Genomic DNA, 26,552 nt, shown 5'->3' with positions numbered 1-26,552 from the left:
GGATGAAGGGCTGAGGGCTCACGGGGTCGTCGGCGGCCCGGCGACGGGGCCCGTGACGACGGACGGGGCGGACGTCCCGCCCGGGCCGTCAGGGCGCGCGGCGTCCCCGGGCGAGGACCCCGACAGGGCCTCCCCAGAGCCAGGCAGTCACCCTGTCGGTCACCTCGTCGCGGCTCAGCGCGTCGGGGGCGTCGCGGGCCGACATCCACCACTCGCCCGTCCCCCGGATGAAGCCCACGGCCCCGGCACCCCAGGCGGCGGCATCGACGGGGTCTGCGTCCATCTCCTGGGCGAAGGGCAGCGCGACGATCTCGATGACCGAGTCCAGGAAGGGCAGCCCGGGGGCTGTCCGTGTCACGAAGTAGTAGACGTTCGGCGAGTGCTCGATCATCTCGAGGTAGACGGCGACCATGGACCGCAGGGCGTCACGCGGCGTCGAGGCCGTGCGGGCAGCGGAGGTGAGCGCCTCGCGCATCTGCGCCACCACGGCTTCTCCGACGGCCTGCTGCAGACCCGGCTTGTCGACGAAGTACCTGTAGACGATCGACTTCGACGTGCCGGCGCGCGTCGCGATCTCGTCCATCGACACCTCGGGGCCGACCTTGTGGACGGCACGTCGGGCGGCGTGGACCAGCTCGACGCGGCGCGCGGCGCGGTGGTCGTCCCAGCGGGTCGACCGTCCGTCGGGCGCCCCGTGGACGGCGGCCACGGCGCGGTCCACGCGCTCCCCTGCACCAGCGGCACCGGTGCTCGTGGCGGGCTCGGTGGCGTCAGCTGTCGCGGCTTCTTCGGTGGCGTGGCTCACGAGACCGACGGTATCAGGTACCTCCGGTCGCGGACAGTGGGACGGCGGGCTGTGCACGCAGCACGCGGTCCTCGCACCCGTCGCACCCAGGGCTCTCGACCCAGAGCTCTGAACCCGTAGCCCCGAGCCCCGAGAACCCAGCGCACCCCACCCCGGGCACGACGACGGCGCGACGGGTGTCCCGTCGCGCCGTCGTCGCCCCGCCGGTCTGTCCGGCGCGACCTGACCGAGGTGTGCGGACCTGCGGTCAGAGGTCTCTCGTGCCTTGGGCCTCGCGCTGCGTCAGCAGGCGGGACGCCGAGGCCGGCTCACATCCCGCGCGTGCCGAAGCGGTCCCGCCCGGCGTCCTGCGGCCCGAGCGACATCTCCGCGAGCACCTCGGCGCGCAGCCGGCCGTGGTTCTCGGGGTTCGGCGCCGCCGAGAGCAGCAGCTTCGTGTACTCGTGCTGGGGGTTCATGATCACGTCGTCGGCCGGGCCTCGCTCGACGATCTTGCCCTTGAACAGCACGATGATCTCGTCCGAGAAGTGCCGCGCCGTCGCGAGGTCGTGCGTGATGTACAGGACCCCGAGGTTGTCCTCGCGCTGCAGGCGGGCCAGCAGGTTGAGGACCGAGAGGCGGATCGACACGTCGAGCATCGAGACGGGCTCGTCGGCCACGAGGAACCGCGCCCCGGGTGCGAGCGCCCGGGCGATGGCCACGCGCTGACGCTGACCGCCCGACAGCTCGTGCGGGCTGCGGCGTGCATAGCCCGACGCCGGCGTGAGGCTCACGCGCTCGAGCAGCCTCTCGACCTCGGCGTCGGCCTCGGCTTGCCCCTTGACCCGCCCGTGCAGGCGCAGCGGCCGCTCGAGGTGGTGCTGGATCGTGTGGAAGGGGTTGAGCGACGCGAAGGGGTCCTGGAACACCATCTGCACGTCGTGCCTGTAGCTGGCCAGCCCCCGCCCACGGGTCGCACTGACCTTCCCGTCGAGCAGGATCTCCCCGCTCGAGGGGGTCTCGAGCTTGGCGATCATGCGGGCGATGGTCGACTTGCCCGAGCCGCTCTCGCCCACGAGGGCGATGGTCTTGCCGGGCTCGAGCGTGAACGAGACGTCGTCGACGGCGCGGAAGCGCTTGCCGCGTCCGCCCTGCAGACGGAAGTCCTTGACCAGGTGCTTGACCTCGAGCGATGCCATGGTCACGCCCCCTCTCCGGTGCGGATGAACGAGCCGCGCTCGCCGGTCAGGCTCGGGAAGGAGCTGAGCAGGCGCTGCGTGTACGGGTGCTGGGCGTTCTCGTAGATGTTCTCGGCGGTGTCGAGCTCGACGATCTCCCCCTGGAGCATCACCGCGATCCGGTCGCTGATCTCGAGGAGCAGCGGCAGGTCGTGGGTGATGAAGATGACCGCGAAGTTGAACTCTTCACGCAGCCGCATGATCTCGCGCAGGATCCCGCGCTGGACCACCACGTCGAGGGCCGTCGTGGGCTCGTCCATGATCATGACCTGCGGGTTGAGGGCGAGGGCCATCGCGATCATCACGCGCTGGCGCATACCGCCCGAGAGCTGGTGGGCGAAGCTGTCGAGACGGTTCGGGTCGACCCCGACCTTGCGGAGCAGCTCTTGCGAGCGCTCTTCCTTCTCCTTCTTGCTCATGCCCGGGCGGTGCGTGGTGAACACGTCGAAGAGCTGGGCCCGGATGGAGATCACCGGGTTGAGCGAGTTCATCGCGCCCTGGAACACCATCGAGATCTTGTCCCAGCGGAAGGCGCGCAACGACTCGCCGTGCAGCCCGCCGAGGTCGATGTCCGTGCCGTCGTGGTCGTGGAAGGTGACGGTGCCGGCCTTGAGGGCGGCCGGGGGACGCAGCAGCTGGTTGATGCCGTAGGCGAGCGTCGTCTTGCCGCAGCCGCTCTCCCCCGCGAGACCGAGGATCTCTCCGCGGTGGAGCGTGAGCGAGACGTCGCGGACTGCGTGGACCGCGGGCTCGACCTCGTAGTCGATCGAGACGTTGCGTGCGGTGAGGACGGGGTCGGCGGCACGGACCGCGCCGTCGGCACGGTGGCTGCCCTGGGCAGCGACGGGCGGGTTCACGAGGTCACCTTCTTCTGCTCGGCGCGGGCGGACTTAACCGCACGGCGCGACTCCTTGTGCTTGCGGCGTGCCTCGCGGACGCTCTTGGCCTGGGCGGAGCCCGTGCGCAGCTTCGGGTTGATGATCTCGTCGATGCTGAAGTTGACGAGGGACAGCGCACCACCGAGCAGGGCGATGAGGATGCCCGGCGGGATGAACCACCACCACGCACCGCGGGTGAGCGCGGCGCCCTGCTGGGCGTCGTTGAGCATGGTGCCCCAGGTGACGCCACCGGTCGGGCCGAGACCGAGGAAGGACAGGCCTGCCTCACCGAGGATCGCGGCGACCACGGCGAAGAGGAACTGCGCGGCTGCGAGCGGCAAGAGGTTCGGGATGATCTCGACGAAGATGATCCGCCAGGGGTTCTCGCCAGCCACCCGGGCTGCAGCGACATAGTCCCGGTTGCGAAGGGAGCGCGCCTGGCTCCTCAGCACGATGGCAGAACCGGCCCAAGACGTCACTCCGAGCAGCACCGCGAAGAGCCAGATGCTGCGTCCAGGGATGTACGACGAGACGACGATGAGGAGCGGAAGCCCGGGGATCACGAGCATGATGCTGCTGATGAAGAAGAGGACCTCGTCCGTCCAGCCACCGAGGTAACCACCCACGACACCGAAGAAGACGGAGAGGACGACGGTGATGAAACCCGCTCCGAGGCCGATCAGCAACGAGCTCCGGCCTCCGTGCGCGAGCTGGGCCAGGACGTCGGCTCCGAGCTGCGTGGTCCCGAGCAGGTGACCGCCCTCGCCTGGCCTCAGGAGCGAGGCGTTGTCGAGTGCCGTCGGTGACTCCGTGAAGAACGGGACGATCACGGTGAAGAGCACGATGGCGATCACCATCGCGAGACCGATAGCGAGCTTTGGGGAACGCCGGAGCAGCTGCCCGAACCGCCGCCAGGCCCCAACCTTCTCGACCCGCCCAGCGGTCACCGCCGTCGGCGTCTCTTCGATGATCTGGGCGGGCGCGATCCCGCCACCGCTCGCCTGTGCTGCGAGCTGCTGCTCGCGGATGTCGTCAGCCATTGTTGCGCGCCCTCGGGTCGATGAGTCCGTAGAACATGTCCATGATGAAGTTCGCCGCGAGCACGGTGAGCGTGATCACGAGGAACACGCCCTGCATGAGCGCGTAGTCGTTGCCCTGGACAGCCTGGATCATGAGCCGCCCGAGCCCTGGATAGGTGAACACCTGCTCCATGACGATCGACCCGGCGACCACGAACCCGAGGGAGATCGTGAACCCGGCGATCGAGGGGAGGGAGGCGTTGCGGACGGCGTAGGTCATGAAGATGCGCGACGGGCGCAGCCCCTTGGCCTCCGCGGTGGTGATGTAGTCCTCCGACAGCGTCGACACCGTCATGTTGCGCATGCCGAGCAGCCAGCCGCCGACCGAGCTGAGGATGATCGTCAGCGCCGGGAGCGTCCCGTGCCAGATCGCGTCCTTGAGGAAGGCGAAGCTCACCTCAGGGTTGTCGAAGGTCCAGGTGTCCCAGCCGCCGATGATCGGGAACCAGCCGAGGGTGACCGAGAAGATGTAGATGAGCAGCAGCGCGAGCCAGAAGTACGGCACGGACTGCATGAAGGTCGTCGCCGGGATGATGTGGTCGGCCCACGTCCCGCGCTTCCAGCCGACGTAGGCGCCGACGAAGATCCCGATGAGGAAGGAGATGAGCGTCGCGAGACCGACCAGGGCCAGCGTCCAGGGCAGCGCCTGGCCGATGAGCGTGGTGACCTGCTCCGGGTAGTTCGAGATGGAGACACCGAGGTCTCCGCGGAGGATGCTGCCGAGGTAGCTCCAGTACTGGGACCACAGCGACGCACCGTCCGAGGTGCCGAGGAGGAGCTCCACGCTCCGGATCATCGCCGGGGTGACCTCGCCGCCCTGCCGTGCAAGCTTCTGCAGCAGGATGGTCGCGGGGTCCCCCGGCAAGAGCCTGGGAAGGACGAAGTTGAGTGTGACGGCGAACCACAGCGTTGCTAGGTAGAAGGCGAACCGCCGGACGTAGAATTTCATTGCTCAACACTTCCCATGCTGTCGGAGCTCCTCCTCGGTCGTTCAGGTCAGTCTGTCGGCGTCAGGTTCGTGACGACGAGACCCGAGGCCATCGCTCCCCAGGACGGCGGGAAGGCGTAGAGGTCCTCGTCCGTCGGCCAGCCCGCGAAGTCCTTCACGTTCTGGAAGGTCATGGTCGAGTTGATGACCAGCGGGATGTACGGCAGGTCGGTGACGATCGCGTCCTGGATGATCGTGTACTGCTCCAGGCGAGTGGCGTCGTCGTCCGTGGCCGCAGCGGCCACGACAGCCGCGTCGACGTCGGGGTTGCTGAACCTCGAGAAGTTCCAGTCACCCTGCGGGACCGTGGTCCCCACGGGCTGGGTCTTGTCGGTCGTGAACCAGTCCAGGTAGATCTGGTACGGGTCCGCGACGTTGGTGCCGTTCATGCCGTGCACCATGAGCTGGAAGCTGCCCGAGGTCTTCTGCTCGTCGACCTCGGCCTGCGAGGCCGTCGACGCCGTGATCTCGATACCTGCGGCAGCAGCCTGCTCGGCGATGAGCTTGGCGGCGTTGTTGTAGTCGGTCCAGCCGTCGATCGACACGAGGGTCATCGCGACGCGCTCGCCGTCCTTGGCGTAGATGCCGTCGCCGCCCTTGGCGTAGCCGGCGTCGGTGAGGACCTTCTCAGCGGCAGCGGCGTCGGCCGTCTGCGGGCTCTCCTCGGGCATCCCCTCGGCGAGCCACTTCTCGTCACGGGGCATGAGGGCGAAGGTCGGCGAGATGATGCCGGCCTTCTCCGAGAACGCCTTCGAGTTGATCTCCGTGCGGTCGAGCACGAGGTTGATCGCCTGGCGGACGGCGACGTCCGTCTGCGGGCCCGTGCACCCGAGCTCGGCGTTCGAGCAGGTGTAGATGACCGTGGGGTCCTGCGGGGTGTTGACCATGGAGATGCGACCGTCGGCGGTGACGGGCTCGGTGTCCGCGATGAACATCGCGGTCCAGTCGATCTTGCCGGTGGTGAGCAGGCTCTGCGCCGAGTTGTTGTCGTTGATGCCGAGGTAGCGGAGCTTCTCGACAGTCGGCTTCCCCTCCTGCCAGTACTCAGGGTTCTTCTTCAGGGTGAAGGCCTGCGACGAGGTCGAGTCGACCATGTAGGGGCCGGTGCCGACAGCCTCTTCGTTGGCCCAGGAGCCCGCCTCTTCGACGGTCTTGTCCTTCCAGATGTGCTCAGGGACGACAGCGGCCATGAACAGTCCGGCGACGGTGGTGTACTGCGCGGTCTCGAACTTCGCGACGACCGTCGTGTCGTCGGTCGCCTCGGCCGAGATCAGGCCGAGCGGCTTGGCCGGCTCGTAGTTCCAGGTGAAGGCGACGTCCTTCGCCGTGAAGGGGGTGCCGTCGTTCCACGTGACACCCTCGCGGGTCTTCACGGTGATCTCGGTGCCGTCCTCGTTGAACTCGTAGCTCATGCCGAGCATCGGGACCGGGTCGCCCGCGGCAGCACGGTTGAAGTAGAAGAGGGGCTCGTAGATCGGTCCGAGCGTCCCGTTCTGGATGCCCGTGGAGTACGGGTTGAAGTTCGCCACGAGCGGGGTCTGCGACCCGGCCCAGACGTTGAGGACAGACTCCTCGCCGCTGCTCCCGCCGGAGCCGCCGTCCGAGTCGCTGCTGCACCCCGAGGCGATCAGGGCGACACTCGAGGCCAGCGCGACTGCCGGGAGCAGTCTCCTGAGGCCCTCAGTTCGGATCATCGTTAATCCCTTCGGTCGTGTGCGACGCCGCGACGCCGCTCGCCCCTCAACTGCTGCGAGGCTTTAGTAAGGGAACCTAACGAACAGACTCTGAAAACACTAACCCTCTCACCGACTGTTACGCAATCGAGACCCACGCCACACTCCTGGCCTAGGACCTTCACCCGCCCGGTCGGAGTCCGCCGAGCCTCTGACCAGCCGTCGGGCTCAGGCTGTCGCGACGCGGAGCGCGTCGGCCGCGGCGCGGGCCACTGCAGGGTCCGTCACCTCGACGCCAGCACCTGCGCCGCCCCCGACACCGCCGTCCGCCGCCACGATGCCCTTGGCCGAGAGGTGCACGGCATCGACGCCGACGGCCACCAGGGTGGCGACGTCGACAGGGCGTACACCTCCGCCCGCCATCACCTGCAGGCGGCCCGCCGCGACGTCGACCATGTGACGCAGCTGCTCAGCACCGTCGACGCTGCGCTCGGCGCCGCCCGAGGTCAGGATCCTCGTGACATCCAGCCCGCAGAGCGTCTCGACGGCCTCGAGCGGGTCGACGAGGGTGTCGATCGCCCGGTGGAAGGTCACCTCTGCGCCGCTCGCCGCCTCGACGAGCCGCGCGACCTGCTCGGCGTCGACCTCTCCCTCGGGGGTGAGCGCACCGACGACGACCCCCGACGCTCCTGCGGCGACCAGCGCACGGACGTCGCGCAGGTGGACACCGAGCTCGTCGGCGTCGTAGACGAAGCCGCCCGCGCGGGCGCGGACGAGGGTGTGGACCTCGAGAGGGAGGTCGCGGCCGTCGGCATGCGTAGCCGATCGGGCCGCGTCGACCACGGCCTCGACCAGGCCGACGCTCGGGGTGAGCCCGCCTGTCGCGCCGAGCGCGACGCACAGCTCGACGCGGGCAGCGCCGACCTCGGCGGCGACCCTGACGCCGGCGACGTCCTGCACGGCGATCTCCAGCACGGGCGTGCGTGGCATGTGGCGCTCCTTCTCGGGTGGTGGGGCGGCAGGACCGGACAGCGGGCCCGGGGGACGACGCGCTGTGGGCTGTGGGCTGTGGGCTGTGGACCCAGCAGGCGGACTCGCGATGCCGGACGCGGATGTGGTCACCCACAGGTGCACCCTCCCAGCCCAGCCCGGCGCGCACCCCAGGTCGTCCCCGCTGGTCAGCGTAGGGCGTCCGTCCACAGGCCGCGCTCTCGCCGGGTCGACCGAGCCGGTACCAGGTACCGTGGGTGTCGGTAAGTCTTCGCCCTCCGAGGTGCTCCTCCGAGGCGCCGGAGACCAGCCGCACCAGAGCGAGACCCGAGCGACGACGCGAGGAGACTGACGTGCCCCGAAGGACCGCAGCAGGACAGGGCGAGAGCCCGACAGCCCAGGCCGAGGCGCGTCGCGCGCTCACGGACGCCGTGATCGTCGGGGGGAACCGCATCCCCTTCGCACGAGCGGGCGGGGCGTACGCGGACGTCGGGAACAAGGACATGCTGACCGCCGCGATCGACGGCCTGGTCGCCCGCTTCGGCCTCCAGGGCGAACGGATCGGGGAGGTCGTCGCAGGCTCTGTGCTCAAGCACCCGAAGGACTTCAACCTCACCCGGGAGTGCGTCCTGGGTTCGGCCCTCGCGCCCACGACCCCGGCCTACGACCTCCAGCAGGCCTGCGCGACGGGCCTCGAGGCCGTCGTGTCGGTGAGCAACAAGATCCGCCTCGGTCAGATCGACTCGGCGATCGTGGGTGGCACGGACACGATCTCCGACGCACCGATCGCCGTGAGCGAGGGCCTCCGCCACGCGCTGCTCAAGGCCTCCCACGCCAAGACCCTCGGCGCCCGCCTCAAGGCCTTCGCCGCCGTCCGTCCCTCCGACCTCGCACCCGCTCCCCCGCGCACCGACGAGCCACGCACAGGCCTGTCGATGGGCGAGCACCAGGCACTGACGACAGCCCGCTGGGGCATCACCCGTGAGGCGCAGGACGAGGTGGCCCTCGCGAGCCACCACAACCTCGCTGCCGCCTACGACGGCGGGTTCTTCGACGACCTCGTCACCCCGTTCCGCGGGCTGACCCGCGACCAGAACCTGCGGCCCGACACGTCGGCCGAGAAGCTCGGCTCCCTCAAGCCCGCCTTCGGCACCTCGCTGTCGACACCTGCCACCATGACCGCGGGCAACTCGACACCCCTGACCGACGGCGCCTCCGTGGTCCTCGTGGCCTCGCGCGACTGGGCCGACGAGCACGACCTGCCGATCCTCGCCCGGGTGGTCGACGCCGAGACCGCCGCGGTCGACTTCGTGCACGGCCACGACGGCCTGCTCATGGCCCCAGCGCACGCTGTCCCCCGCTTGCTCGCCCGCAACGGGCTGACCCTCGGCGACATCGACCTCGTCGAGATCCACGAGGCCTTCGCCTCGACCGTGCTCACCACCCTCGCCGCGTGGGAGGACGAGGAGTACTGCCGGACCGAGCTCGGCCTCGACGGTGCGCTCGGCTCCGTCGACCGCACCCGGCTCAACGTCGCGGGCTCGTCGCTCGCCGCAGGCCACCCCTTCGCCGCGACAGGCGGACGCATCGTCGCGACGGCCGCCAAGCTGCTCGCAGCACGCGCTGCCGAGACAGGGCAGGTGTCCCGCGCGCTCATCTCGGTGTGCGCGGCGGGCGGTCTGGGTGTCGCAGCACTGCTCGAGTCGGTCCCGGGCGACAGCACCACAGGCACGACGGACGGAGCAGACCAGTGAGCGACGGCTACATCTCCCTCGTCAACGGCGGCATCGGCGGCAAGGTCGCCAAGACCCTCGGGCTGCCTCGCCCCTCGGTCCTGCGCAGGTACACCGAGGGCGCGACGCTGACCGCCGGCCCCGTCCTGGTGCTCGGGTCGACCACAGGGACCGGTGAAGACTCCGACATCGTCGCGCAGCTGCTGCTGTCGACGGGCTTCGCAGCACCCGACCTCGAGGTGCACCGCGCTGTCCTAGGCACCGAGCACGTCAGCTGGGGTGCTGTGGTCCTCGTGCTGACCGAGGTCGAGCACCCTGACGACCTGTCGGGCCCCGCCCTCGACCTCGCCTCGACCCTGCGCTCCCTCGCTCCCGGCGGACGCGTCGTGACGATCTCCCGGGCAGCGACCGACGACGACGCGCCGGCGGTGGCCGCAGCCCGCCAGGGCGTCGACGGGCTGCTCCGCTCTGTCGCGAAGGAGCTCCGCGGCGGCTCGACAGCCAACGGCATCGTGCTGACCGACGACGTCGACCTCAGCGCGCCGTCGGTCGGCGCGGCCCTGCGGTTCTTGATGTCCGCCCGTTCGGCGTACGTCGACGGGCAGTCCCTCACCGTCGGCTCGACGGCTGGTTCCTCCTCCGACTGGGACCGTCCGCTCGACGGCCGCGTCGCCGTGGTCACGGGTGCCGCGCAAGGCATCGGTGCAGCGATCGCCGAGACCCTTGCCCGTGACGGCGCACGGGTCGTGGTGGTCGATGTCCCTGCCGCCGGTGAGGCCCTCGCAGGGGTCGCCAACCGGATCAAGGGCACGGCGCTCCAGCTCGACATCACCGCGCCGGACGCGGGTGAGAAGATCATCGAGCACGCCGTCTCGCGGCACGGGAGCATCGACATCGTGGTCCACAACGCGGGGATCACGCGCGACAAGCTGCTGGCCAACATGACCCCCGAGAAGTGGGACGCGGTCCTCGCGGTGAACATCGCCGCGCAGCTGCGCATCAACGACACCCTCATGCGCTCTCCCGCCTTCGTGGACGCACCGCGGATCATCTCGCTCGCGTCGACGAGCGGCATCGCGGGGAACCGGGGGCAGACGAACTACGCGGCGTCCAAGGCCGGGGTGATCGGCATGGTGCGTCCGACGGGGAAGCTCATGGCGAAGGTCGACGGCACGGCGAACGCCGTCGCGCCGGGGTTCATCGAGACCGAGATGACCGCACGGATGCCCTTCGCGACCCGCGAGGTCGCACGGCGACTCAGCTCCGTGCAGCAGGGCGGCCTGCCGATCGACGTCGCCGAGGCCGTGGCCTTCCTCGCGAGCCCAGCCGCCGGCGGGATCAACGGCACGGTGCTCCGCGTCTGCGGCCAGAGCATGGTCGGCGCATGAGCGACGACCGCGACGAGGCTGCCCCGGCGCAGGCGAGCGGTCTGTCGGGCGCTGCTAGTCCGTCGAGCTCGGCCCGGAGCCCCCGTACCACCACCACCCTCGCGACGGTCCCGCCCCTCGGCGGCCTGTACGCACGGGCCCTGCGCCCACGGCGCTCGCCAGACCTCGCGCACGCGACACTGCCCGACGTGACGTACAGGGTGGCCGACGTCGTCGCAGACGAGGCGCAGCTCGTCGCCTACCAGCGACTCCTCGGTGAACCCGTCGACGGGACACTGCCTGCGGGCTTCGTGCACGTGCTCGCCTTCCCCGTCGCGACGGCGCTCATGGTGCGTGACGACTTCCCGCTCCGGCTCGCCGGGATGGTGCACCTGTCCAACGCCGTCACCGTCCACCGCACGATCTCGTCCGACGAGCGCCTGCTCGTCCACGCCCACGCAGAGAACCTCCGCCCGCACCGCAAGGGCACCCAGGTCGACCTCGTCACCGAGGTGTCGGCGCGCTACGGCGCGGGTGACAGCACCGAGGTCGTATGGCGCGGTGTCTCGACCTATCTCGCCAAGGGCACGATGCTGGGCGAGGACTCGGCCGACGGCGACCCCAGCGCTGTCGGCGGCAACGCTGACTCCGCCTCCGGCCGCCCGTCGTTCGCCCCACCGACTCCGACTGCCCAGTGGCACCTCGACGCCGCGACCGGCCGCCGCTATGCGGCCGTCTCGGGCGACCGCAACCCCATCCACCTCTCCGCGCTCACGGCCACGGCCTTCGGCTTCCCCCGCGCGATCGCCCACGGCATGTACACGGCCAGCCGCGCCCTCGCCCAGGTCGGCCCGTCCCGCGGCGAGGCCTTCGACTGGACCGTCGAGTTCGCCTCCCCGGTCCTGCTGCCCGGGACTGTCGACGTGGCCGTCTTGCCACGACCACACCGGTCGACGTCATCTCCCTCAGCAGCAATCCCGCATCCCCGCGCGTCGAGCTCTCCGGGATACGACGTCGTCGGCTGGGACGCCCGCCGGACGAGGCTCCACCTCACCGGGACCGTCGTCCCGCTCGGCTGAGCACACGAGAACGCACGCTGCTCGGTCGGCGGGCACGCAAAGACGTGAGCTGCTCGGTCGGCCGAGCACACGAGAACGTGAGCTGCCCAGTCGGCCCAGCACACAAGCACGCGAGCCGCTCGGTCTGCCGGGCACCCGATGCCGAGGCGCCGGTGCTTGGTGCTCGGTGCTCGGTGCTCGGTGCGTCACGGTCCAGAGCCGCAGGCTCAGGGGACGCGGGCTCACGGGACGCGGAGGATCTTCAGGGGGTCTCGTCGGGCGGCCAGCACAGCCGGCACGATCCCCCCGACGACTGCGACGAGGACCGCCAGACCTGCGACCCCACCGACGAAGGATGCCGGCGGCAGGGCTCCCGACAGCCTGTGGACGACGACGAGCCCTGCGACCACGCCGAGCAGCGCTCCAGCCACACCTGCGACAGCCACCTGCGTGAGGACGGCGACGACCAGTGCACTGCGGGTGGCCCCCAGAGCACGCCGTCGCCCGAGCTCGCGTCGTCGTGAGGAGGTCGAGCTGTAGGTCGTCACCACGACGACGACCAGCCCGACACCCAGGACGAGCAGCATGGTCCGGCGGGCACTCGCCCCCAGATCACCTGAGACCACGGCCTGCAGAGCGACCGTCCCCTCCGGAGCATCCACCACGAGCGCGGCAGGGTCGGCGGCCGAGAGCGCATCAGGGAGCGCCGCACCGAGGGTCGAGACGTCGGCGGCGTCACGCGCCATGAGGTAGACGGTGCGCACCACGGCGTCAGCAGATTCCTCGGACGCGACGAGGACGGTCTCGTCGAGCCTGGCCAGCGGACCGGTCCCGGCGACGACGCCGACCACCGGGACGGTGCTGGTGCCGTCGGCTGCCACGACGGACCCGACACCGTCGGCGAGGTGGAGCGCCGCTGCGGCCGCTCTCCCGGCGACAGCCTCGCCGACCTCCGGCGCCCGTCCGGCGACGATCGCGAGGTCGGTCGGGAGGCGACCGTAGACAGGTCTGCTGGCGACGGCACGCTCGTCCGTGGGGTAGGCCGCGTTACGGACGTCGGTCACCACCCCGAGACCGAGCACCCACTCGACAGCGTCGACCGCCCCGACGACCGAGAGTCCTGCCGCGACGATCTGCCCGCTCCCCGACTCGTCCACGACGGTGAGGAGCCTGGCACCCGTCCCGTCGATGCGCGCCACCACCTGCTGCTCGGCGACCGCCGCCTGCCCTGTCGTGACCAGGGCGGACGCGCACACGACGAGCACCACGAAGGCCATGGTCGACGTCGCGAGAGGCTGCGCGAGAGCCCCCACGACACTGTCGACGAGCAGCGCGACGAGACGTGGTCGGCCGGGAGAGAGCCCTCCTGGGCGCTTCGCGGTCGGGTCGCCCTGCTCACGAGGACGATCTCTCACGGGAGCACCAGGCGGTGGTCTGCGGTGTCGGCGAGCCTCTCGTCATGGGTGGCGACCACGACAGTCGCGCCGGTGCGTGCATGGTCCCGGAGGGCATCCCACACCACCCGGGCCGACTCGGCATCGAGGTTGCCCGTCGGTTCGTCTCCCAGGACGACCCGCGGTGACGTGAGCAGCGCGCGGCAGAGCGCGACGCGCTGCGCCTGTCCGCCGGAGATCTCACCGGGCTTGTGCGACGCCCTGTGCTCGACCCCGAACCTCCCGAGGAGCACCTGCGCGAGCTCGACCTGCACGGCACGGTCCATCCCGGCGAAGAGCCCCGCATCGCACACGTTCTCCAGGATGCTCCGTGCGGGGTCGAGCAGAGCGTCCTGGAACACGAAGCCGATGTCTCGCGCCCGGATCCTCGACCGCTCGAGGTCGGTCAGACCCTGGGTCGGCACACCGTCCCAGAGCACGTCACCAGCAGTAGGCCGCACCAGCAGTCCGAGCACGTACAGCAACGTCGACTTCCCCGATCCCGAGGGGCCCGTGACCGCCGTGAGCGCCCCAGGTGCGAAGGCTGCGGACAAGCCGGAGAAGACAGGTGCCGCGGCGCGCGGGTACCGGAGACCGAGCCCTTCGACGACGACCGTCACGGCTCGCTCCCGATCAGCCTGACCTCGTCACCGACGTCGACCCCCTCCACGACCGTCAGCCCGTCCCCTTGCGCTCGGACCTCGACGGCTCGACGCTCCCCAGCGGGAGTGGTGACGAAGGTGGTCCCGTCCCCCGAGGTGCGGACCGCGGATGTCGGGACAGCTGAACCTGTGGCCTCAGGGACGACGACCCTCTCGGCGCGGTACGTCGCGGCCGCAGGATCACGCGGCACGTCCGCGCACCTGTCGCCGCACAGCGCGCTCCCGTCAGGCGCCGCCAGGACGAGGAGCGCGTCTCCGCTCTCGTTGGTCCGTGTGCTGGCGACGACGGCCTCGACAGGCCCGGAGTCGAGAGCGACTGTGAGCGGACCAGAGGTGACCTGCTCGACCTCGTCGAGGGAGACGGTGATGCTGAGCTCGGGCACGTCGGACACGATGTCCAGGACTGGCTGCCCGACACTCACCCGCGATCCGACGCCGACCTCGTCGTCCAGGACGATGCGGGCCGGGAGCGACGGGAGGTAGACGACGTCGCCGGCGCGGACGATCCCGTCGGCCTCGACGCCCAGCGAGCGCTGCCACTCTCGGACGGCGCTCGCGGTCACCTCGTCGAAGATCCCATCACCCGCAGCAGCCGTGAGGTGTCCGGTCTCGCGCAGGAGAGCCTGGACCTGGCTGACGTCGCGCCCCTGCATGCTCTGGGAGAGATCGCGGAAGGACGGGACCTCGCCGAGCCCGACGACCACCGGGCGGAGGTCGACCGTGTAGACGACGGACCCCGGAATGACTGCCTCTGCGCCATCGACGTGCTGCGTCGTCACGACCCCCTCGCTCGCTCCTGCGCCGGCGGGGGTCTGCGTCCACTCTCCCCGCACGACGTAAGGGACGGATCGCCCGACAGTCGCCTCGACGACGGTGACGGTGAGGTCACCCGAGGCGACCACGTCGACTGCGGGTGGCTGGAGGGTCGCACGCGCACACACGAACCCGACTCCGGCCGCGCCCACGAGCGCGAGGCCCCAGAGCACCCGCCGTGCGTGGACCGACTCCCGGGCGTCCCTCGGCCTGTCCCGTCGAGGACCCCTCACCCCGGCTCCCTGGGGTCGAGCAGGATCAGCTTCTGGCTGCTGGCCGGGCAGACCTCCAGCAGCCTGAGCACCTCGTCAGTCTCGACCGCCCAGGAGCCACCGTCCCCGGTCTCGGTCAGCTCTGCGTAGGGCGAGTACTCCACGCTCCCCGAGACCCACGCCTCTCTGCTGGGAGGCGCGGCGAGTGGATAGCCCTCGTGCGCCAGGCACTCGACGGTGTCGAACATCCTGTCGTACTCGAGGTCGCGGTCGTCAGAGATGTACGCCTGCTCAGGGACGAGCGCAGAGCACTCGCCCCACGCCTCGTCAGCGAGCTCAGAGACACCGGGAAGAATCTGGCCGTCCTCGTCCGAGAGAGTCTCGATCCCCACCTTGCCCCCGTGGGCCATGACGGTCTGCCCGCGGTCTTCGAGGCAGGTCGTCATGGCACTCATGTACTCCTCGTCCTGCGCCACCACGTCTGCCATCCAGGCTGGTGGGGAGTACGAGACGTCCTCACCCTCGATCGGGGCTGGGCTGCACGCGCTGAGCATCAGGAGCCCTGCTGCTGCGACGGTCGCGGACCGCAGTCTCACAAGCAGCCGTAGCTGCCTGAGGGGGTCGTCGCCGACGAGACAGTCAGCATCGTCAGAAGTCGTCTCTTCATCATCGCTCCGTCCGCGCCTAGCAGCGCACCTGTGCGCCGCAAGGCAGTCATGTGCCCGAATAACTCGTCCTGCGACGATATGGGCACCAGGGGCTTCTGTATAGGTTTGCGGCATATTGCACTACAGAAGTGCTGGATCGACAGCCCCACACCTTCGCCCGACTCACCGCCGCCCCACCCGCTCCAGCGCCGCGAGCGCAGCAGCCCGCCCCGTCCGGGTCGCACCGATGGTCGAGGCCCCGGCGCCGTACCCGGCCAAGAACACCCGGGGGTCACGGGGGACGTGCACGCCGTCCGTCGCGATGCCGCCGCTCGGCTCGCGCAGGCGAAGCGGCGCGAGGTGGTCGACGGCCGGCTTGAAGCCGGTGGCCCAGAGGATGACGTCGGCCTGGACCTCGCCGTCCTCGAACACGACACCTGCCGGCGTGATCCGCGTGAACATACCCCGGGAGACGAGCACGCCGTCGTCGATGCCCTGCTGGTACACGGGCGTGAGAGCGAGCCCAGTCGCGCCGACGACACTCAGGGTCTGCAGGCCGGCGGAGGTCCGCTCGACGACCCGCCGCTCGACATCGCGACCCCACTCCTGGTCGAAGCTGCGGACGTCGAAGACCGGCGGGCGCCGGGTGACCCAGGTGGTCGTGGTGACCTCGGCGATCTGCAGCAAGAACTGGACTGCGGAGGCCCCTCCCCCGACCACCACGACGTGCTTGCCGCGGAACTCCTCGGCCGAGACGAAGTCGTGGGTGTGCAGCTGCCTGCCGAGGAAGGTCTCGCGCCCCGGGTAGGCGGGCCAGTGCGGACGCGTCCACGTGCCCGTCGCACTGACGACGGTGCGGGTGGTCCACGAGCCGGCGTCGGAGCTCACGACGAGAGGTGACGTCCTGTCGACACCGCGGTCGACGACCTCGCCAGTCCCGCCCTCGACGACCTCATCACCTGCCTCTCCGACGAGCGGCCTGACGTCGCGCACCCGCACAGGGCGGACCACGTCGAGCCCGAAGCGCTCTTCGTACGCCCCGTAGTACCTGGAGACGACGGCGGACGCGGGCTCGGCCGGGTCAGGGTCGCCGAGCGGGAGGCCAGGCAGGTCGTGGATACCGTGCGCAGCACCGAGCGTGAGGGAGTCCCAGCGCTCGCGCCACGCTCCCCCGGGCCCGTCGCCCGAGTCGAGCACGACCATGTCGACGCCGGGCACCAGCCCGCGCCGTCGCAGGTGGTGGGCGGCCGACAGCCCTGCCTGACCAGCCCCGATCACGACGACGTCGTACACGTGCACTCCTTGGTTGAAGGTTCAAGCACTACGGTAACCGCGTCGGTCCGCCGGATGTTCCCGGCCAGCTGGAGAACACACGGCGCCGACAGACAGTCGCCTGCGATCTAGCCATACCTCTGAACGAGTGCGAAGACACTGCAGGCGCCGCCGGCCTCGACGAACAAGGGCGTAGAGGAGCGACCCGCACCGTCACCGAGCCGGGTTGGCGAGCCGGTCCAGACAGCCCTCGTCTCATCTCTCACCCATGACCTTCGTCCCGCTTCGTGACCTCTATCCCGATTACGGTTTTACCGCACCATCCGCCATCTCTCCGTCCAGAGCGCGACGACCGAGGCCAGCCCCACCCCTCGAGCCGCCACCCATGACCCAGAAGAGGAAAGTTGCTACTTACCTTCTTTCGCGAACACCTCTGGGACATCGTTTTCCTCTTAGGATCCACGTCCCTGACGGCCGCATTCGGTGCCCTGGTCGGCAGGCTCCAGAAACCTCCGGCAGACAGGGCGGGTCCCGATGCAGAACTTTGACGGCACGAGCCTGGCTTTTACCATTCTCGGCATCCTCCTCGGCACCCCTATCGCCCTAGCATTCTCGCCGTTGCTCGGGGGGCACGGACACGGTCGAGTCTCCCTCAACAGCGCAGTGGCGCACTCCCTCGCGACGACCGATTGGCACGTCTTCGCAAGAATTCGAGCACAGTTCCCTTCAGGCGGCAGCACCAAGACGAGGACGAACGATGAAGAACTCGCGGCAGCCTTCGTCGCCCTCGTCGTCCTCGTGACTATCGTGACCGCGTACGTGAGAAACGCAGTCCTCATCGCGGGGCTGATGGCAGGACTCTCAATCCTGGCCACGGTCGTAGTCACTATCACCTTCACCGTGCTGTGGTGCCGCGGCGCAGTGGACGGCAGAGGCATCGCCGCGCGCCTCGCAGCCGTCTATATTGCAGTGATCGCCGGAGTCCTCTCAGCACTCTGGCTCGTCGAGCCTCCGCTCCACGCGGACGCTCTGGACGCCCTGGCGACAGCTCTACGCGATGGTGGCTCCATCTTCGATGCCGATGGCGTGCACGTCGGAGTCATCGTGACCCAGATGTTCGCAGCCCTATTCACGTTCGGCCTGCTCATAGCCTGCATCGCACTTGGCCTAGGCTCGGTCGCCGCGGTGTACGTGCACTCCAGCAGTCGACCGCGCTGGCTCTGGAAGTTTGCTTTCTGGACCAATCGGTGGGCGATGCACGCATTGACGTGGTGGACACTATTCATCCTTGCCTCTTTGTCCTTGATCATGACCAGCGGACTGGGATTCGACTGGTTGACGAGTGCATTCGCCTGGATCAACGAGAGGATCGACGCCCTGCTTCCTGCGACACCGGCTCCGGCTCCGGCTCCGAACTAGGCCAGCGCGGCGCGTCTCGATGGCGCAGCATCACCGAGCGTCCCAGGGCCCCGACGCGCGGACACATCGGCTGTCAGGCGCTCGTGAGAGGCTGGTCGCATGCCTGAACCGGACACCCTCGGCACCGCCGCAGCCTTCAGCCCAGAGGCCTACGTGGAGGTCCTGACCTTCGACGGGACCGACCTGAACGGCATCGACGCCGTCGACTCCCGCATCATCGAGTGCAGCTTCACCGGGACGGACCTGTCGGGCGCCGAGCTCGCCTCGTCACGCGTGAGCGACTGCTCCTTCGACACGGTCAACGCAGCGACCCTCGACATCTCGAGCGGCGACTGGCAGGACACCCAGGTCCGCGCGAGCCGCCTCGGCGGCGTCCAGGCCTACGGCTCGCAGTGGTCACGTGTCGCCTTCCACAGCACCAAGATCGACTACCTCAACCTGCGCGAGGCCCGCCTCGCGGACGTCACCTTCACCGACTGCGTGATCGGAGAGCTCGACCTCTCCTCGGCGCGCGGCACCCGCATGAGCTTTGTCGGGACGCGCATCGCCCAGCTCACCCTGAGCCGGGCGACCCTGACCCGGACCGACCTGCGCGGCGCCGAGCTCGGTCAGCTGACAGGCATCACGGGCCTCAAGGGCACGACGGTCAGCACCGACCAGTTCCTCGACCTCGCTCCGCTGCTCGCGGCACACCTGGGCATCTCGATCCAGTGAGACCGGAACGCCAGGTCGCCCCGACCGCTGGAGCGCGCTCTCGACACTCACTGAGGGCATCAGACGCAGAGCCGAGTCCCGTCTCCGCGAACCACAGCCAGAGCTGTCCAGCCCCTCGGAAGTCTGAGGCTCAGCGCCTGCCACCGAGATGTCGTCGAACGAGCACCCACGCGATCAAGAGGGCCGACGCGACCACCACCGCACCGGAGAGGACCTGGAGGTAGGTCACGACCGGGCTGGCCGAGCCAGCCGCAGCGGCGCCCGGGACGACAAGCAGGATCACGACCCCAGCGACGAGGCTCTGGCGGCGCCCGGCCACGAGGGCGGCGACCTCGCGCCCTAGCTGACGCACTTGGACCCCTTCCCCACGGCAAGCTCGAGACGGGACGGGCACAGACCGTTGAGCGCGATGTATGTAGCGCCTGCGACGAGGAGTCCCGCAACAGCTGCGCACGCAGGAATTCCGACACCCGGGATCGCGCAAACCAAGATGCCCAGGCTCGTGGCACCCCCGCCGGCGAGCACGGCCTGGTCAGTCCGGTTGAGATAGACGTAGAACGTCCATCCGAGCCCGACCGAGAGCCTAGAGGTCCGCTGCCCTTCGATGAGGGGCGCCTGATCGACGTCGTCCGGGACCGAGACGATGAGGCTCCCGGATCCGAAAGGAACGAGCTGGGCTCCGCCACCTCCCGCCTCCGTCGCCGCGAACTCCGCGACAGGAAGCTCATCGAACACTGGTGACTCGGTTGCCGTCGCAGGCGACACAAGGCCAACTGTCATCAAACCCGCGACGACCAAACCGGCTATGGACTTCTTGATATTACGCATCTTGTGCCTCCAATATACGCAAGTCATCATTGACCTGCTATAAGTGACACTACACCTAAAAAGGACTTTCAAGCGCACGGGCGGCTCCACCGGGTATTAAGCGCACGCGACGAAGCCTGCCGGGTGGACCCGCCGGCACGGCTCCGCCCCGGCCGGGTGGACCAGCCGGGGCGGAGTGCCGAGCGGGCTCCAGGAGCGCCCGCGGCGGCGAGCACGGCACACAGCCGTGAGATCGTGACGGTCAGACAGGCAGCGCTCAGGCGTCGACGAGCGATCCTGCACGCGCAGCCGAGGCCTGCGGCTCCGGGACAGGGCCGCAGCCGGCAGCCCCCGCGATGAACCCGGCCGCGGCAGTGGCGATGAGCCCCGAGAGACCCGATCCCTCAGGCAGCGGACGCGGGTCGTCGGCGACGGTCCAGCAGGCGTCGACGATCTCGTAACGAGCAGTCGGGCCGTCAGTCACGTAAGTCTCGAGGGCGGCGACCAGACGGTCGACCTCCTCCTGGGTGGTCCCGACGCCCACGCTGGCCCGCACGGCACCCGAGGCGTAGCCGAGCCGGGCGAGGAGCGGGTGGGCGCAGAAGCGACCGTCGCGCACGCCGATCCCGTGCTCGGCCGAGAGGTAGGCAGCGACGAGGCCCGGGTCGTGCCCGACGACCGAGAAGGTCACAACGCCGACAGGGTCGGACGCGTCGGCCCAGGCCCGGACCACCTGGACGCCCGGGATGGACTCGAGGCCGCTCACCAGTCGCTCGCGCAGGTAGGCCTCGTGCGCCTCGAGCGTGCCCGCGGACAGCGACGCGAGGGTCTCGCAGGCAGCGGCCAGGGCCACGGCGCCGATGACGTTCGGCGAGCCGGCCTCGTGCCGCGCCGGGGCGTTCGTCCACTGCACCTGGTCGAGGTCGACCTGGCGGACAGCCCCACCACCGGCGAGGTAGGGCGTCCCGGCGTCGAGCCAGTCGCGACGGCCCACGAGGGCCCCCGACCCGAAGGGCGCGTACGTCTTGTGGCCCGAGTAGGAGATGTAGTCGACCCCGGTCTCGGCGAGCGAGAAGCGGCGGTGCGGCACCAGCTGAGCACCGTCGATCGCGACACGCGTCCCCGCCTCGTGGGCGATCGCGACCACGTCGGCGACAGGCAACAGCTCGCCGGTGACGTTCGACGCCCCGGTGAGCGCGAGCAGCGCGTAGGGCGCCCGGGCGAGCTCGGCCCGGATCGCCTCGAGGGTCTCGGCCACGGTCTCCGCACCGTGCAGCACGGTCGCACCGCCGGTCGACCGCTGCCACGGGAGGAGGTTGGCGTGGTGCTCGACGTCGAGGACGAGCACCCGGCCGGGGGTGCCGTCCGCGTCGGCCGGGACGCAGCCGGCGAGCAGGTTGAGCGAGTCTGTCGTGTTGCGCGTGACGACCGTGACGTCGTCGGGCCGGGCACCCACGAAGGCGCCGATGGTCTGGCGCGAGGCCTCGTAGAGGGCAGTCGAGACCTGCGAGAGGTAGCCCGCGCCGCGGTGCACGGAGGCGTAGAGCGGCAGCACCTGGGTGACGCGGTCGGCGACGGCCTGGAGCGCAGGGGCGCTCGCTGCGCAGTCGAGGTTGGCGTAGGTGACCGTCCGGCCGTCGACGAGCGGGACGAGGGTGTCCGAGCCGACGACAGGCAGGCAGGACTGGGCTTCAGGGGTGGCAGACATAGATCCTCCAGGACGTGGTGGGGATCGACGCACATGGGTTCGACCGATTCCCGCGCTTGCCGGAGACCATCTGGTTCCGGCCAGGTCGTCACCCGGGGCACCCCACCGCGGAGGAGGGTTGCCGGCCAGCAAACCGGGGTTACACGCTGGCACTCATGACCTGCGTCAAGGATTGGCGAGGTTTCCGGGGGTGTCAATCAGCGAGCGCAGTCTGTCTTGCATGCTGGACGGGCTGTCTCATTCTGGGGGTCGAGGGCGATGCTCAGAGGGACAACCATCCAGAGCGGCTGAGTGACCTGGCACGACGACGCCGCAGCAACCCCTCCGACGAGCTCGACGTCGGGGCGAGGGTGCTACCGCCACGGACCGATGGAGGCATGACATGAGCTACGCAGGCGACCTCACCCCGCAGCAGGCCTGGGACCTGCTCGAGACCACCCCCGACGCCGTCCTCGTGGACGTACGCACGGTCGGTGAGTGGCAGCAGATCGGCGTCCCCGACCTCTCCCCGCTCGACGGCGACCGCGAGGTCGTCTTCACCGAGTGGGCGACGGCCTTCGGCCCCAACCCGCGCTTCCTCGACCAGCTGGCCGAGGCCGGCCTCACACCTGGCGACGGCCGCCCGGTGATCTTCCTGTGCCGCTCGGGCAACCGCTCGATCGGCGCGGCTGTGGACGCGACGGCAGCCGGTTTCGGTCCGTCGTACAACGTGCTCGAGGGTTTCGAGGGCGACACGGACCTCTCCGGCGGGCGGACCGTCAACGGCTGGCGCCTGCGCGGGCTGCCGAGCACCTCCTACACCGCTGGGGAGTGAACGAGGATGTCGACCACCCCTGACGCCCCGGCCGGCGCTTCGGCCGCGACCGCACCGAACGTCCCGTCGTCCGACCCGGCTCGCCCTCCGCGCACGGTCCGTGCCGCGACCGCCGCTGTCCGCGGCGGCCAGGTCCGCTCCGAGTTCCAGGAGACCTCAGAGCCGATCTACCTCACCCAGGGCTACGTCTACGCGCAGGCCGCCGACGCCGAGGCCGCCTTCAAGGGCGAGACCGACCGCTTCATCTACTCCCGCTACGGCAACCCGACGGTCCACATGTTCGAGGAGCGCCTGCGGCTCCTCGACGGCGCCGAGGCCTGCTACGCGACGGCGACAGGCATGTCTGCAGTCTTCACCTCCCTCGCGGCCCTCGTGAAGTCCGGGTCCCGCATCGTCTCGGCCCGAGCGCTCTTCGGCTCGACCGTGGTGATCTTCGACGAGATCTTCGCCGACTGGGGCGTCACCGTGGACTACGTCGACGGCCACGAGACCGAGCAGTGGGAGGCGGCCCTGGCCACCCCGGCCGACGTCGTCTTCTTCGAGACCCCGTCCAACCCGATGCAGGACATCGTCGACGTCGAGCGCGTCTGCGAGCTCGCGCACGCCGCCGGCGCCGTCGTGGTCCTCGACAACGTCTTCGCGACGCCGATCCTGCAGAAGCCCTTCGAGCTCGGCGCCGACGTCGTGGTGTACTCGGCCACCAAGCACATCGACGGGCAGGGCCGCGTGCTCGGCGGGGCCATCCTCGGGTCGAAGGAGTACATCGAGGGGCCCGTCCAGAAGTTCATCAGGAACACCGGACCCTCGCTCAGCCCCTTCAACGCCTGGGTGCTGCTCAAGGGACTCGAGACCTTGCCGATCCGTGTCGCGGCGCAGACCGCCGCAGCGCTGCGGGTCGCCGAGCACCTCGAGACGCTGCCGGGGATCACCCGGGTCCGCTATCCGTTCCTGCCGTCGCACCCGCAGCACGAGCTCGCCCGCAAGCAGCAGACCGGCGGCGGGACCGTCGTCACCTTCGACCTCGCTGTCCCCGAGGGCACCGACCCGGAGTCGGCCAAGAAGCGCACCTTCGCCTTCCTCGACGCCCTCGAGGTCATCGACATCTCGAACAACCTCGGCGACGCGAAGTCGCTCATCACGCACCCCGCGACGACCACGCACCGCAGGATCGGCCCCGAGGGCCGCGCCGCTGTCGGCATCGCCGAGACGACGGTGCGCCTGAGCGTAGGGCTCGAGGACGTGCAGGACCTCATCGAAGACCTGGAGATCGCGCTCCAGGCCTGAGAGGCGGCGGTCCGGCCCTCGCGGACGGACCGCCACGACGCACGAGGCCCCAGCCGGGATCCGGCTGGGGCCTCGTGCGTCGTACTGGTAGTGCTGAGGTGCTGTCGTGCTGGCCGTGCCGCTGCGTCAGGCGGTGACGAGCGTGCCGAGCACCGAGGTGAAGAAGGTCAGCCCGTCGGTCCCGGCGCGGGGTCCGGCCTCGGCGGCCGTCCCGAACCCGACCTCGACAGCGTGCTCGGGGTGCGGCATGAGGCCGACGACGTTGCCGGCGGCGTTCGTGATGCCGGCGATCCCGCGGCGCGAGCCGTTGGGGTTCTCGCCCGCGTAGCGGAACACGACGCGGCCCTCGCCCTCGAGCTCGTCGAGGGTGCGCTCGTCGGCGACGAACTGCCCGTCCTGGTTCTTGAGCGGGATGGTGATCTCCTGGCCGGCACGGAAGCCGCGCGTCCAGGCGGTGTCGGCGTTCTCGACCGTGAGGCGCTGCTCGCGGCACAGGAAGGACAGCGACTCGTTCTTGATCATCGAGCCGGGCAGCAGGTGCGACTCGGTGAGGATCTGGAAGCCGTTGCAGATGCCGAGGACGGGGAGCCCGCCCTTCGCGGCGTCGACGAGGACGTCCATGACAGGTGCGAAGCGGGAGATCGCCCCGGCGCGCAGGTAGTCGCCGTAGGAGAACCCACCCGGCAGGACCACGGCGTCGACCCCGTGGAGGTCGGCGTCGGCGTGCCACAGCGGGACCGCGGTGCCACCGGCGATGCGGACGGCGCGGGCCGCGTCGCGGTCGTCGAGCGTGCCGGGGAAGGTGATGACGCCGATGCGCGCGCCGGTGAGGACGTCGCTCATGCCTGGGCGCCCTGGACGGCGTCGAGGCTCGCGGCGTCGACGACGGCCACGACGTCTTCGATGATCGGGTTGGAGAGCACCGTCGCTGCGGCCTCGCGGGCGGCGGCCAGGACCTCGTCCGTCACCGGCCCGTCGACCTCGAGCTCGAAGCGCTTGCCCTGGCGCACGCTGGTGAAGCCTGTGAGACCGAGGCGCGGCAGGGCGTTGGCGACGGCCTTCCCCTGCGGGTCGAGGATCTCGGGCTTGGGCATGACGTCGACGACTACGCGTCCCACGGGGGCTCCTAGTGCTCGGTTCTGGTCACGCGAGGGCGTGAGGGCGGAAGCGCGCGAGGCCCCGGCCGAGAGACGGCCAGGCGGTCCTCTGAGTGCTTCGCGGACAGTTTATCGCGAGGCTGCGCGCGGGCGTGCGCGCGTCTCGCGGTACGCCTCGGCGTGGCATCACCGGCACCCCGCTGATCTCCGAGGCTGCTGCCCCTCGGGGTCAGCGCTCGGCCGACCCGACCTCCGCGGCCTCGTCTAGCCAAGATGCCAGGAGCGGGCTGGCCGGGTTGAGACGTCGCGCGCTCTCCACACCGGTCTCGTCCGGCGGCATCGTCGTCACGAGGAGCAGAACATCTGCCCGGGCGTCCCCCGCCGCGAAGAGACCGTCGGCGTCTAGGGCTCGGAGGGCCGCCTCCATCGATGCCAGTCGGAGGTCGTACTCTGCCTGGGCCTGCTCTGCAGACATGTCGAAGAGATCGCCACGCGCCGTGAAGAGCTCCTCGAGCCCAGCGAGGTGCTCGTCTCCATAGACGGCGAAAGGGCTGTCCGGCAGGTCCCACCGGGTCGCGTCGTCCGGGGTGACGATGAGATACGGCCGGAGCGCCTCACCGCTGGTGGCGAGCGCGTAGACACAGAACGGTCCGGGGTGCTCGTCGTGGAGCTGCTGGACTGCGAGCCGCGTCCCGTGGACGATCTCGGCCGTCAGGGCAGGATCGGGAACCGAGGCCGCCGAGACGTCAGGAGCGGTCACGACCGCTCGGGTCAGCCCTCGGCCTTGCCGCGGCGCCAGTAGCCCATGAAGGCGACCGAGCGGCGGTCGATGCCCAGGTCGCTCACCAGGTGGCGGCGGAGCAGCTTGATGACGCCGGCTTCGCCGGCGATCCAGGCGTAGCAGTCGGTCAGGGGGCGCGCGGAGTCTTCGACCGTCGGCACCTCCCACAGGATGTTCTGGTCGACGTCCACATCGTCCAGCTCGGCCGCGGCGGGGCGGGCCGGAAGGGTGATGCGCTCGATCGGCACCTCGTGGCACGACATGTCGCACAGCCCGGCAGCCTGCTTGGCGGCGCAGAGCTGCATGTGGGACCGGACGGCGCGGTCGAGGAGACTGCCGTGCTCGACCGGTGTCGCGCCGCCCCGGCTGCGCGGCAACCACGTGATCGAGACGCCCTCGGCCAGGTCGAGCGGCAGCGCGTCGCCCTCGAGCGGGACCTCGACGAAGGCGTGCGCCTGCGTGCCGGGGGCGAGCGACTCGAGGATAGAGCAGATGGCGGGGGCGGCAGTCTCGTCACCGGCGAGCAGCAGCGTGCTCGCGGAGGCGGGCGGAGCCCACTCGATGCCGGACGGCGGTCCGTCGTAGCGTGCGTTCGGACCGATGAGGACGCAGGGCGTGCCGACCTCGGCGGTCTTCAGCCAGCGGGCGGCCGGTCCGTCGTGGCCGTCCTCGGAGACGTGGACGACGAGGTCGATGTCGATCTCACCGAGCCCGACGTGCGGGCGGACGGCACGGACCGTGTAGGTGCGCAGCGGGCAGCGGAGCTCGTCGGAAAGCTCGCGCCACGCGGCGTACCAGCTGTCACCCTCGAAGTCTGCGGCGTCCGGGCGGTGGCCGGCCTCGTTCGGGAGCACGAGCTTGATGCGCTGGTCGAGACCGTCGGTGCCGAAGGCAGCGGCGTCAGGCCCCGTGAACGTGATGCGGACGAAGGACGGGCTCAGCTGCTGCACCCGGGAGACCGTGACGTCGAAGACGCGGTACGCGGGCTCGGCGCTCGTGACGGTCTCGGTCGTCGCTGTCGTCGTCATGCTTCGAGTATGGCATGCCTAACCTTCGGCAGGTAAGGCTTCGCTGGCCTCTCGTCCTGTGGAAGATCCCACA

The 26,552-nt window shown here is 70.0% G+C and carries 26 protein-coding genes and 2 riboswitches; of the genes, 7 read left to right on the top strand and 19 right to left on the bottom strand.

Going from position 1 to position 26,552, the window contains the following annotated elements; translation table 11 throughout:
- Window positions 1–88 precede the first annotated feature (88 nt).
- The 7 genes from HZZ10_RS12175 to HZZ10_RS12145 all read right to left on the bottom strand — a co-directional run bounded on the left by HZZ10_RS12175 (window position 89) and on the right by HZZ10_RS12145 (window position 7,630).
- Entirely contained in the window at window positions 89–805 is a 717-nt protein-coding gene (locus HZZ10_RS12175; protein WP_308507569.1) for a TetR/AcrR family transcriptional regulator, read from the bottom strand.
- A 308-nt stretch (window positions 806–1,113) separates the two neighbouring features.
- Window positions 1,114–1,983 carry an ABC transporter ATP-binding protein gene (locus HZZ10_RS12170; protein WP_056127402.1) on the bottom strand — a complete coding sequence of 290 codons (870 nt, stop codon included), beginning with the start codon at window positions 1,981–1,983 and terminating at the stop codon, window positions 1,114–1,116.
- 2 nt (window positions 1,984–1,985) lie between these two features.
- On the bottom strand, window positions 1,986–2,879 hold the full coding sequence (locus tag HZZ10_RS12165; protein WP_179913716.1) for an ABC transporter ATP-binding protein: 894 nt from the start codon (window positions 2,877–2,879) through the stop codon (window positions 1,986–1,988).
- Window positions 2,876–3,940, bottom strand: a complete 1,065-nt coding sequence (locus HZZ10_RS12160; protein ID WP_179913715.1) for an ABC transporter permease — start codon at window positions 3,938–3,940, stop codon at window positions 2,876–2,878. Before HZZ10_RS12160 ends, HZZ10_RS12165 begins: the two co-directional genes overlap by 4 nt.
- Window positions 3,933–4,928, bottom strand: a complete 996-nt coding sequence (locus HZZ10_RS12155; protein ID WP_056127394.1) for an ABC transporter permease — start codon at window positions 4,926–4,928, stop codon at window positions 3,933–3,935. Before HZZ10_RS12155 ends, HZZ10_RS12160 begins: the two co-directional genes overlap by 8 nt.
- 47 nt (window positions 4,929–4,975) lie before the next feature.
- Entirely contained in the window at window positions 4,976–6,661 is a 1,686-nt protein-coding gene (locus tag HZZ10_RS12150; RefSeq protein ID WP_179913714.1) for an ABC transporter substrate-binding protein, read from the bottom strand.
- Window positions 6,662–6,868: 207 nt separating this feature from the next.
- A complete protein-coding gene (locus HZZ10_RS12145) occupies window positions 6,869–7,630 on the bottom strand; it encodes a copper homeostasis protein CutC (protein ID WP_179913713.1) in 762 nt (253 codons plus the stop codon).
- A 353-nt stretch (window positions 7,631–7,983) separates the two neighbouring features.
- Here HZZ10_RS12145 and HZZ10_RS12140 point away from each other — a divergent pair, with 353 nt between their 5' ends.
- The 3 genes from HZZ10_RS12140 to HZZ10_RS12130 are packed head-to-tail and all read left to right on the top strand — an operon-like array spanning window position 7,984 to window position 11,809.
- Window positions 7,984–9,384, top strand: coding sequence for an acetyl-CoA C-acetyltransferase (locus tag HZZ10_RS12140; protein ID WP_179913712.1), 1,401 nt, complete (start codon window positions 7,984–7,986; stop codon window positions 9,382–9,384).
- Window positions 9,381–10,751 carry a 3-oxoacyl-ACP reductase gene (locus HZZ10_RS12135; RefSeq protein ID WP_179913711.1) on the top strand — a complete coding sequence of 457 codons (1,371 nt, stop codon included), beginning with the start codon at window positions 9,381–9,383 and terminating at the stop codon, window positions 10,749–10,751. The genes HZZ10_RS12140 and HZZ10_RS12135 overlap by 4 nt, the downstream gene beginning before the upstream one ends.
- The gene (locus HZZ10_RS12130) at window positions 10,748–11,809 is read left to right on the top strand and encodes a MaoC/PaaZ C-terminal domain-containing protein (protein ID WP_179913710.1); all 1,062 of its coding nucleotides are present in this window, start codon (window positions 10,748–10,750) and stop codon (window positions 11,807–11,809) included. Before HZZ10_RS12135 ends, HZZ10_RS12130 begins: the two co-directional genes overlap by 4 nt.
- A 221-nt stretch (window positions 11,810–12,030) precedes the next feature.
- On the opposite strand, the gene HZZ10_RS20065 is transcribed toward HZZ10_RS12130, so the two are convergent.
- The 5 genes from HZZ10_RS20065 to HZZ10_RS12105 form a co-directional block, all read right to left on the bottom strand.
- Complete coding sequence (locus HZZ10_RS20065; protein WP_179913709.1) at window positions 12,031–13,203, bottom strand: FtsX-like permease family protein; 1,173 nt, start codon at window positions 13,201–13,203, stop codon at window positions 12,031–12,033.
- Window positions 13,200–13,841 carry an ABC transporter ATP-binding protein gene (locus HZZ10_RS12120; RefSeq protein ID WP_179913708.1) on the bottom strand — a complete coding sequence of 214 codons (642 nt, stop codon included), beginning with the start codon at window positions 13,839–13,841 and terminating at the stop codon, window positions 13,200–13,202. Before HZZ10_RS12120 ends, HZZ10_RS20065 begins: the two co-directional genes overlap by 4 nt.
- The gene (locus HZZ10_RS20060; RefSeq protein WP_179913707.1) at window positions 13,838–14,929 is read right to left on the bottom strand and encodes a peptidoglycan-binding protein; all 1,092 of its coding nucleotides are present in this window, start codon (window positions 14,927–14,929) and stop codon (window positions 13,838–13,840) included. Before HZZ10_RS20060 ends, HZZ10_RS12120 begins: the two co-directional genes overlap by 4 nt.
- Window positions 14,926–15,462, bottom strand: a complete 537-nt coding sequence (locus tag HZZ10_RS12110; RefSeq protein WP_179913706.1) for a hypothetical protein — start codon at window positions 15,460–15,462, stop codon at window positions 14,926–14,928. The genes HZZ10_RS20060 and HZZ10_RS12110 overlap by 4 nt, the downstream gene beginning before the upstream one ends.
- A 276-nt stretch (window positions 15,463–15,738) precedes the next feature.
- Window positions 15,739–16,848 (bottom strand): FAD-dependent oxidoreductase, encoded by a 1,110-nt coding sequence (locus HZZ10_RS12105; protein ID WP_179913705.1) that lies wholly within the window; start codon window positions 16,846–16,848, stop codon window positions 15,739–15,741.
- 513 nt (window positions 16,849–17,361) lie between these two features.
- On the opposite strand from HZZ10_RS12105, the gene HZZ10_RS12100 reads away from it, so the two are divergent.
- Together HZZ10_RS12100 and HZZ10_RS12095 are read left to right on the top strand one after the other, a co-directional pair.
- On the top strand, window positions 17,362–18,246 hold the full coding sequence (locus HZZ10_RS12100) for a hypothetical protein (protein ID WP_179913704.1): 885 nt from the start codon (window positions 17,362–17,364) through the stop codon (window positions 18,244–18,246).
- Window positions 18,247–18,345: 99 nt separating this feature from the next.
- Window positions 18,346–18,960: a pentapeptide repeat-containing protein gene (locus tag HZZ10_RS12095; protein WP_179913703.1), complete on the top strand. Its 615-nt coding sequence runs from the start codon at window positions 18,346–18,348 to the stop codon at window positions 18,958–18,960.
- A gap of 130 nt (window positions 18,961–19,090) precedes the next feature.
- Here HZZ10_RS12095 and HZZ10_RS12090 read toward each other — a convergent pair whose 3' ends face one another.
- From HZZ10_RS12090 to HZZ10_RS12080, 3 genes are all read right to left on the bottom strand, one after another.
- Window positions 19,091–19,312, bottom strand: a complete 222-nt coding sequence (locus tag HZZ10_RS12090) for a hypothetical protein (protein ID WP_179913702.1) — start codon at window positions 19,310–19,312, stop codon at window positions 19,091–19,093.
- A complete protein-coding gene (locus HZZ10_RS12085; RefSeq protein WP_056127341.1) occupies window positions 19,300–19,695 on the bottom strand; it encodes a hypothetical protein in 396 nt (131 codons plus the stop codon). The genes HZZ10_RS12090 and HZZ10_RS12085 overlap by 13 nt, the downstream gene beginning before the upstream one ends.
- Before the next feature lie 349 nt (window positions 19,696–20,044).
- Window positions 20,045–21,475, bottom strand: coding sequence for an aminotransferase class V-fold PLP-dependent enzyme (locus tag HZZ10_RS12080; RefSeq protein WP_179913701.1), 1,431 nt, complete (start codon window positions 21,473–21,475; stop codon window positions 20,045–20,047).
- A gap of 47 nt (window positions 21,476–21,522) precedes the next feature.
- Window positions 21,523–21,636: riboswitch (SAM riboswitch) on the bottom strand.
- Between the two features lie 110 nt (window positions 21,637–21,746).
- Window positions 21,747–21,851, top strand: a riboswitch (SAM riboswitch).
- A gap of 6 nt (window positions 21,852–21,857) precedes the next feature.
- Here HZZ10_RS12080 and HZZ10_RS12075 point away from each other — a divergent pair.
- Window positions 21,858–22,289 carry a rhodanese-like domain-containing protein gene (locus HZZ10_RS12075; RefSeq protein WP_179913700.1) on the top strand — a complete coding sequence of 144 codons (432 nt, stop codon included), beginning with the start codon at window positions 21,858–21,860 and terminating at the stop codon, window positions 22,287–22,289.
- A gap of 6 nt (window positions 22,290–22,295) precedes the next feature.
- The gene (locus tag HZZ10_RS12070) at window positions 22,296–23,573 is read left to right on the top strand and encodes an O-succinylhomoserine sulfhydrylase (RefSeq protein WP_179913699.1); all 1,278 of its coding nucleotides are present in this window, start codon (window positions 22,296–22,298) and stop codon (window positions 23,571–23,573) included.
- 126 nt (window positions 23,574–23,699) lie between these two features.
- Here HZZ10_RS12070 and purQ read toward each other — a convergent pair whose 3' ends face one another.
- From purQ to HZZ10_RS12050, 4 genes are all read right to left on the bottom strand, one after another.
- A complete protein-coding gene (gene purQ / locus HZZ10_RS12065; protein ID WP_056127322.1) occupies window positions 23,700–24,416 on the bottom strand; it encodes a phosphoribosylformylglycinamidine synthase subunit PurQ in 717 nt (238 codons plus the stop codon).
- Window positions 24,413–24,691, bottom strand: a complete 279-nt coding sequence (gene purS, locus HZZ10_RS12060; RefSeq protein WP_179913698.1) for a phosphoribosylformylglycinamidine synthase subunit PurS — start codon at window positions 24,689–24,691, stop codon at window positions 24,413–24,415. Before purS ends, purQ begins: the two co-directional genes overlap by 4 nt.
- A 208-nt stretch (window positions 24,692–24,899) precedes the next feature.
- Window positions 24,900–25,430 carry a DUF4303 domain-containing protein gene (locus HZZ10_RS12055; RefSeq protein ID WP_179913697.1) on the bottom strand — a complete coding sequence of 177 codons (531 nt, stop codon included), beginning with the start codon at window positions 25,428–25,430 and terminating at the stop codon, window positions 24,900–24,902.
- A gap of 11 nt (window positions 25,431–25,441) precedes the next feature.
- The gene (locus HZZ10_RS12050) at window positions 25,442–26,479 is read right to left on the bottom strand and encodes a siderophore-interacting protein (protein ID WP_179913696.1); all 1,038 of its coding nucleotides are present in this window, start codon (window positions 26,477–26,479) and stop codon (window positions 25,442–25,444) included.
- Window positions 26,480–26,552 lie beyond the last annotated feature (73 nt).

This window comes from Sanguibacter inulinus (assembly GCF_013415325.1).
Lineage (GTDB): Bacteria > Actinomycetota > Actinomycetes > Actinomycetales > Cellulomonadaceae > Sanguibacter > Sanguibacter inulinus.
The sequence above is the reverse complement of the archived record's forward strand: the minus strand, read 5'-3'. Positions and strand labels throughout refer to the sequence as shown.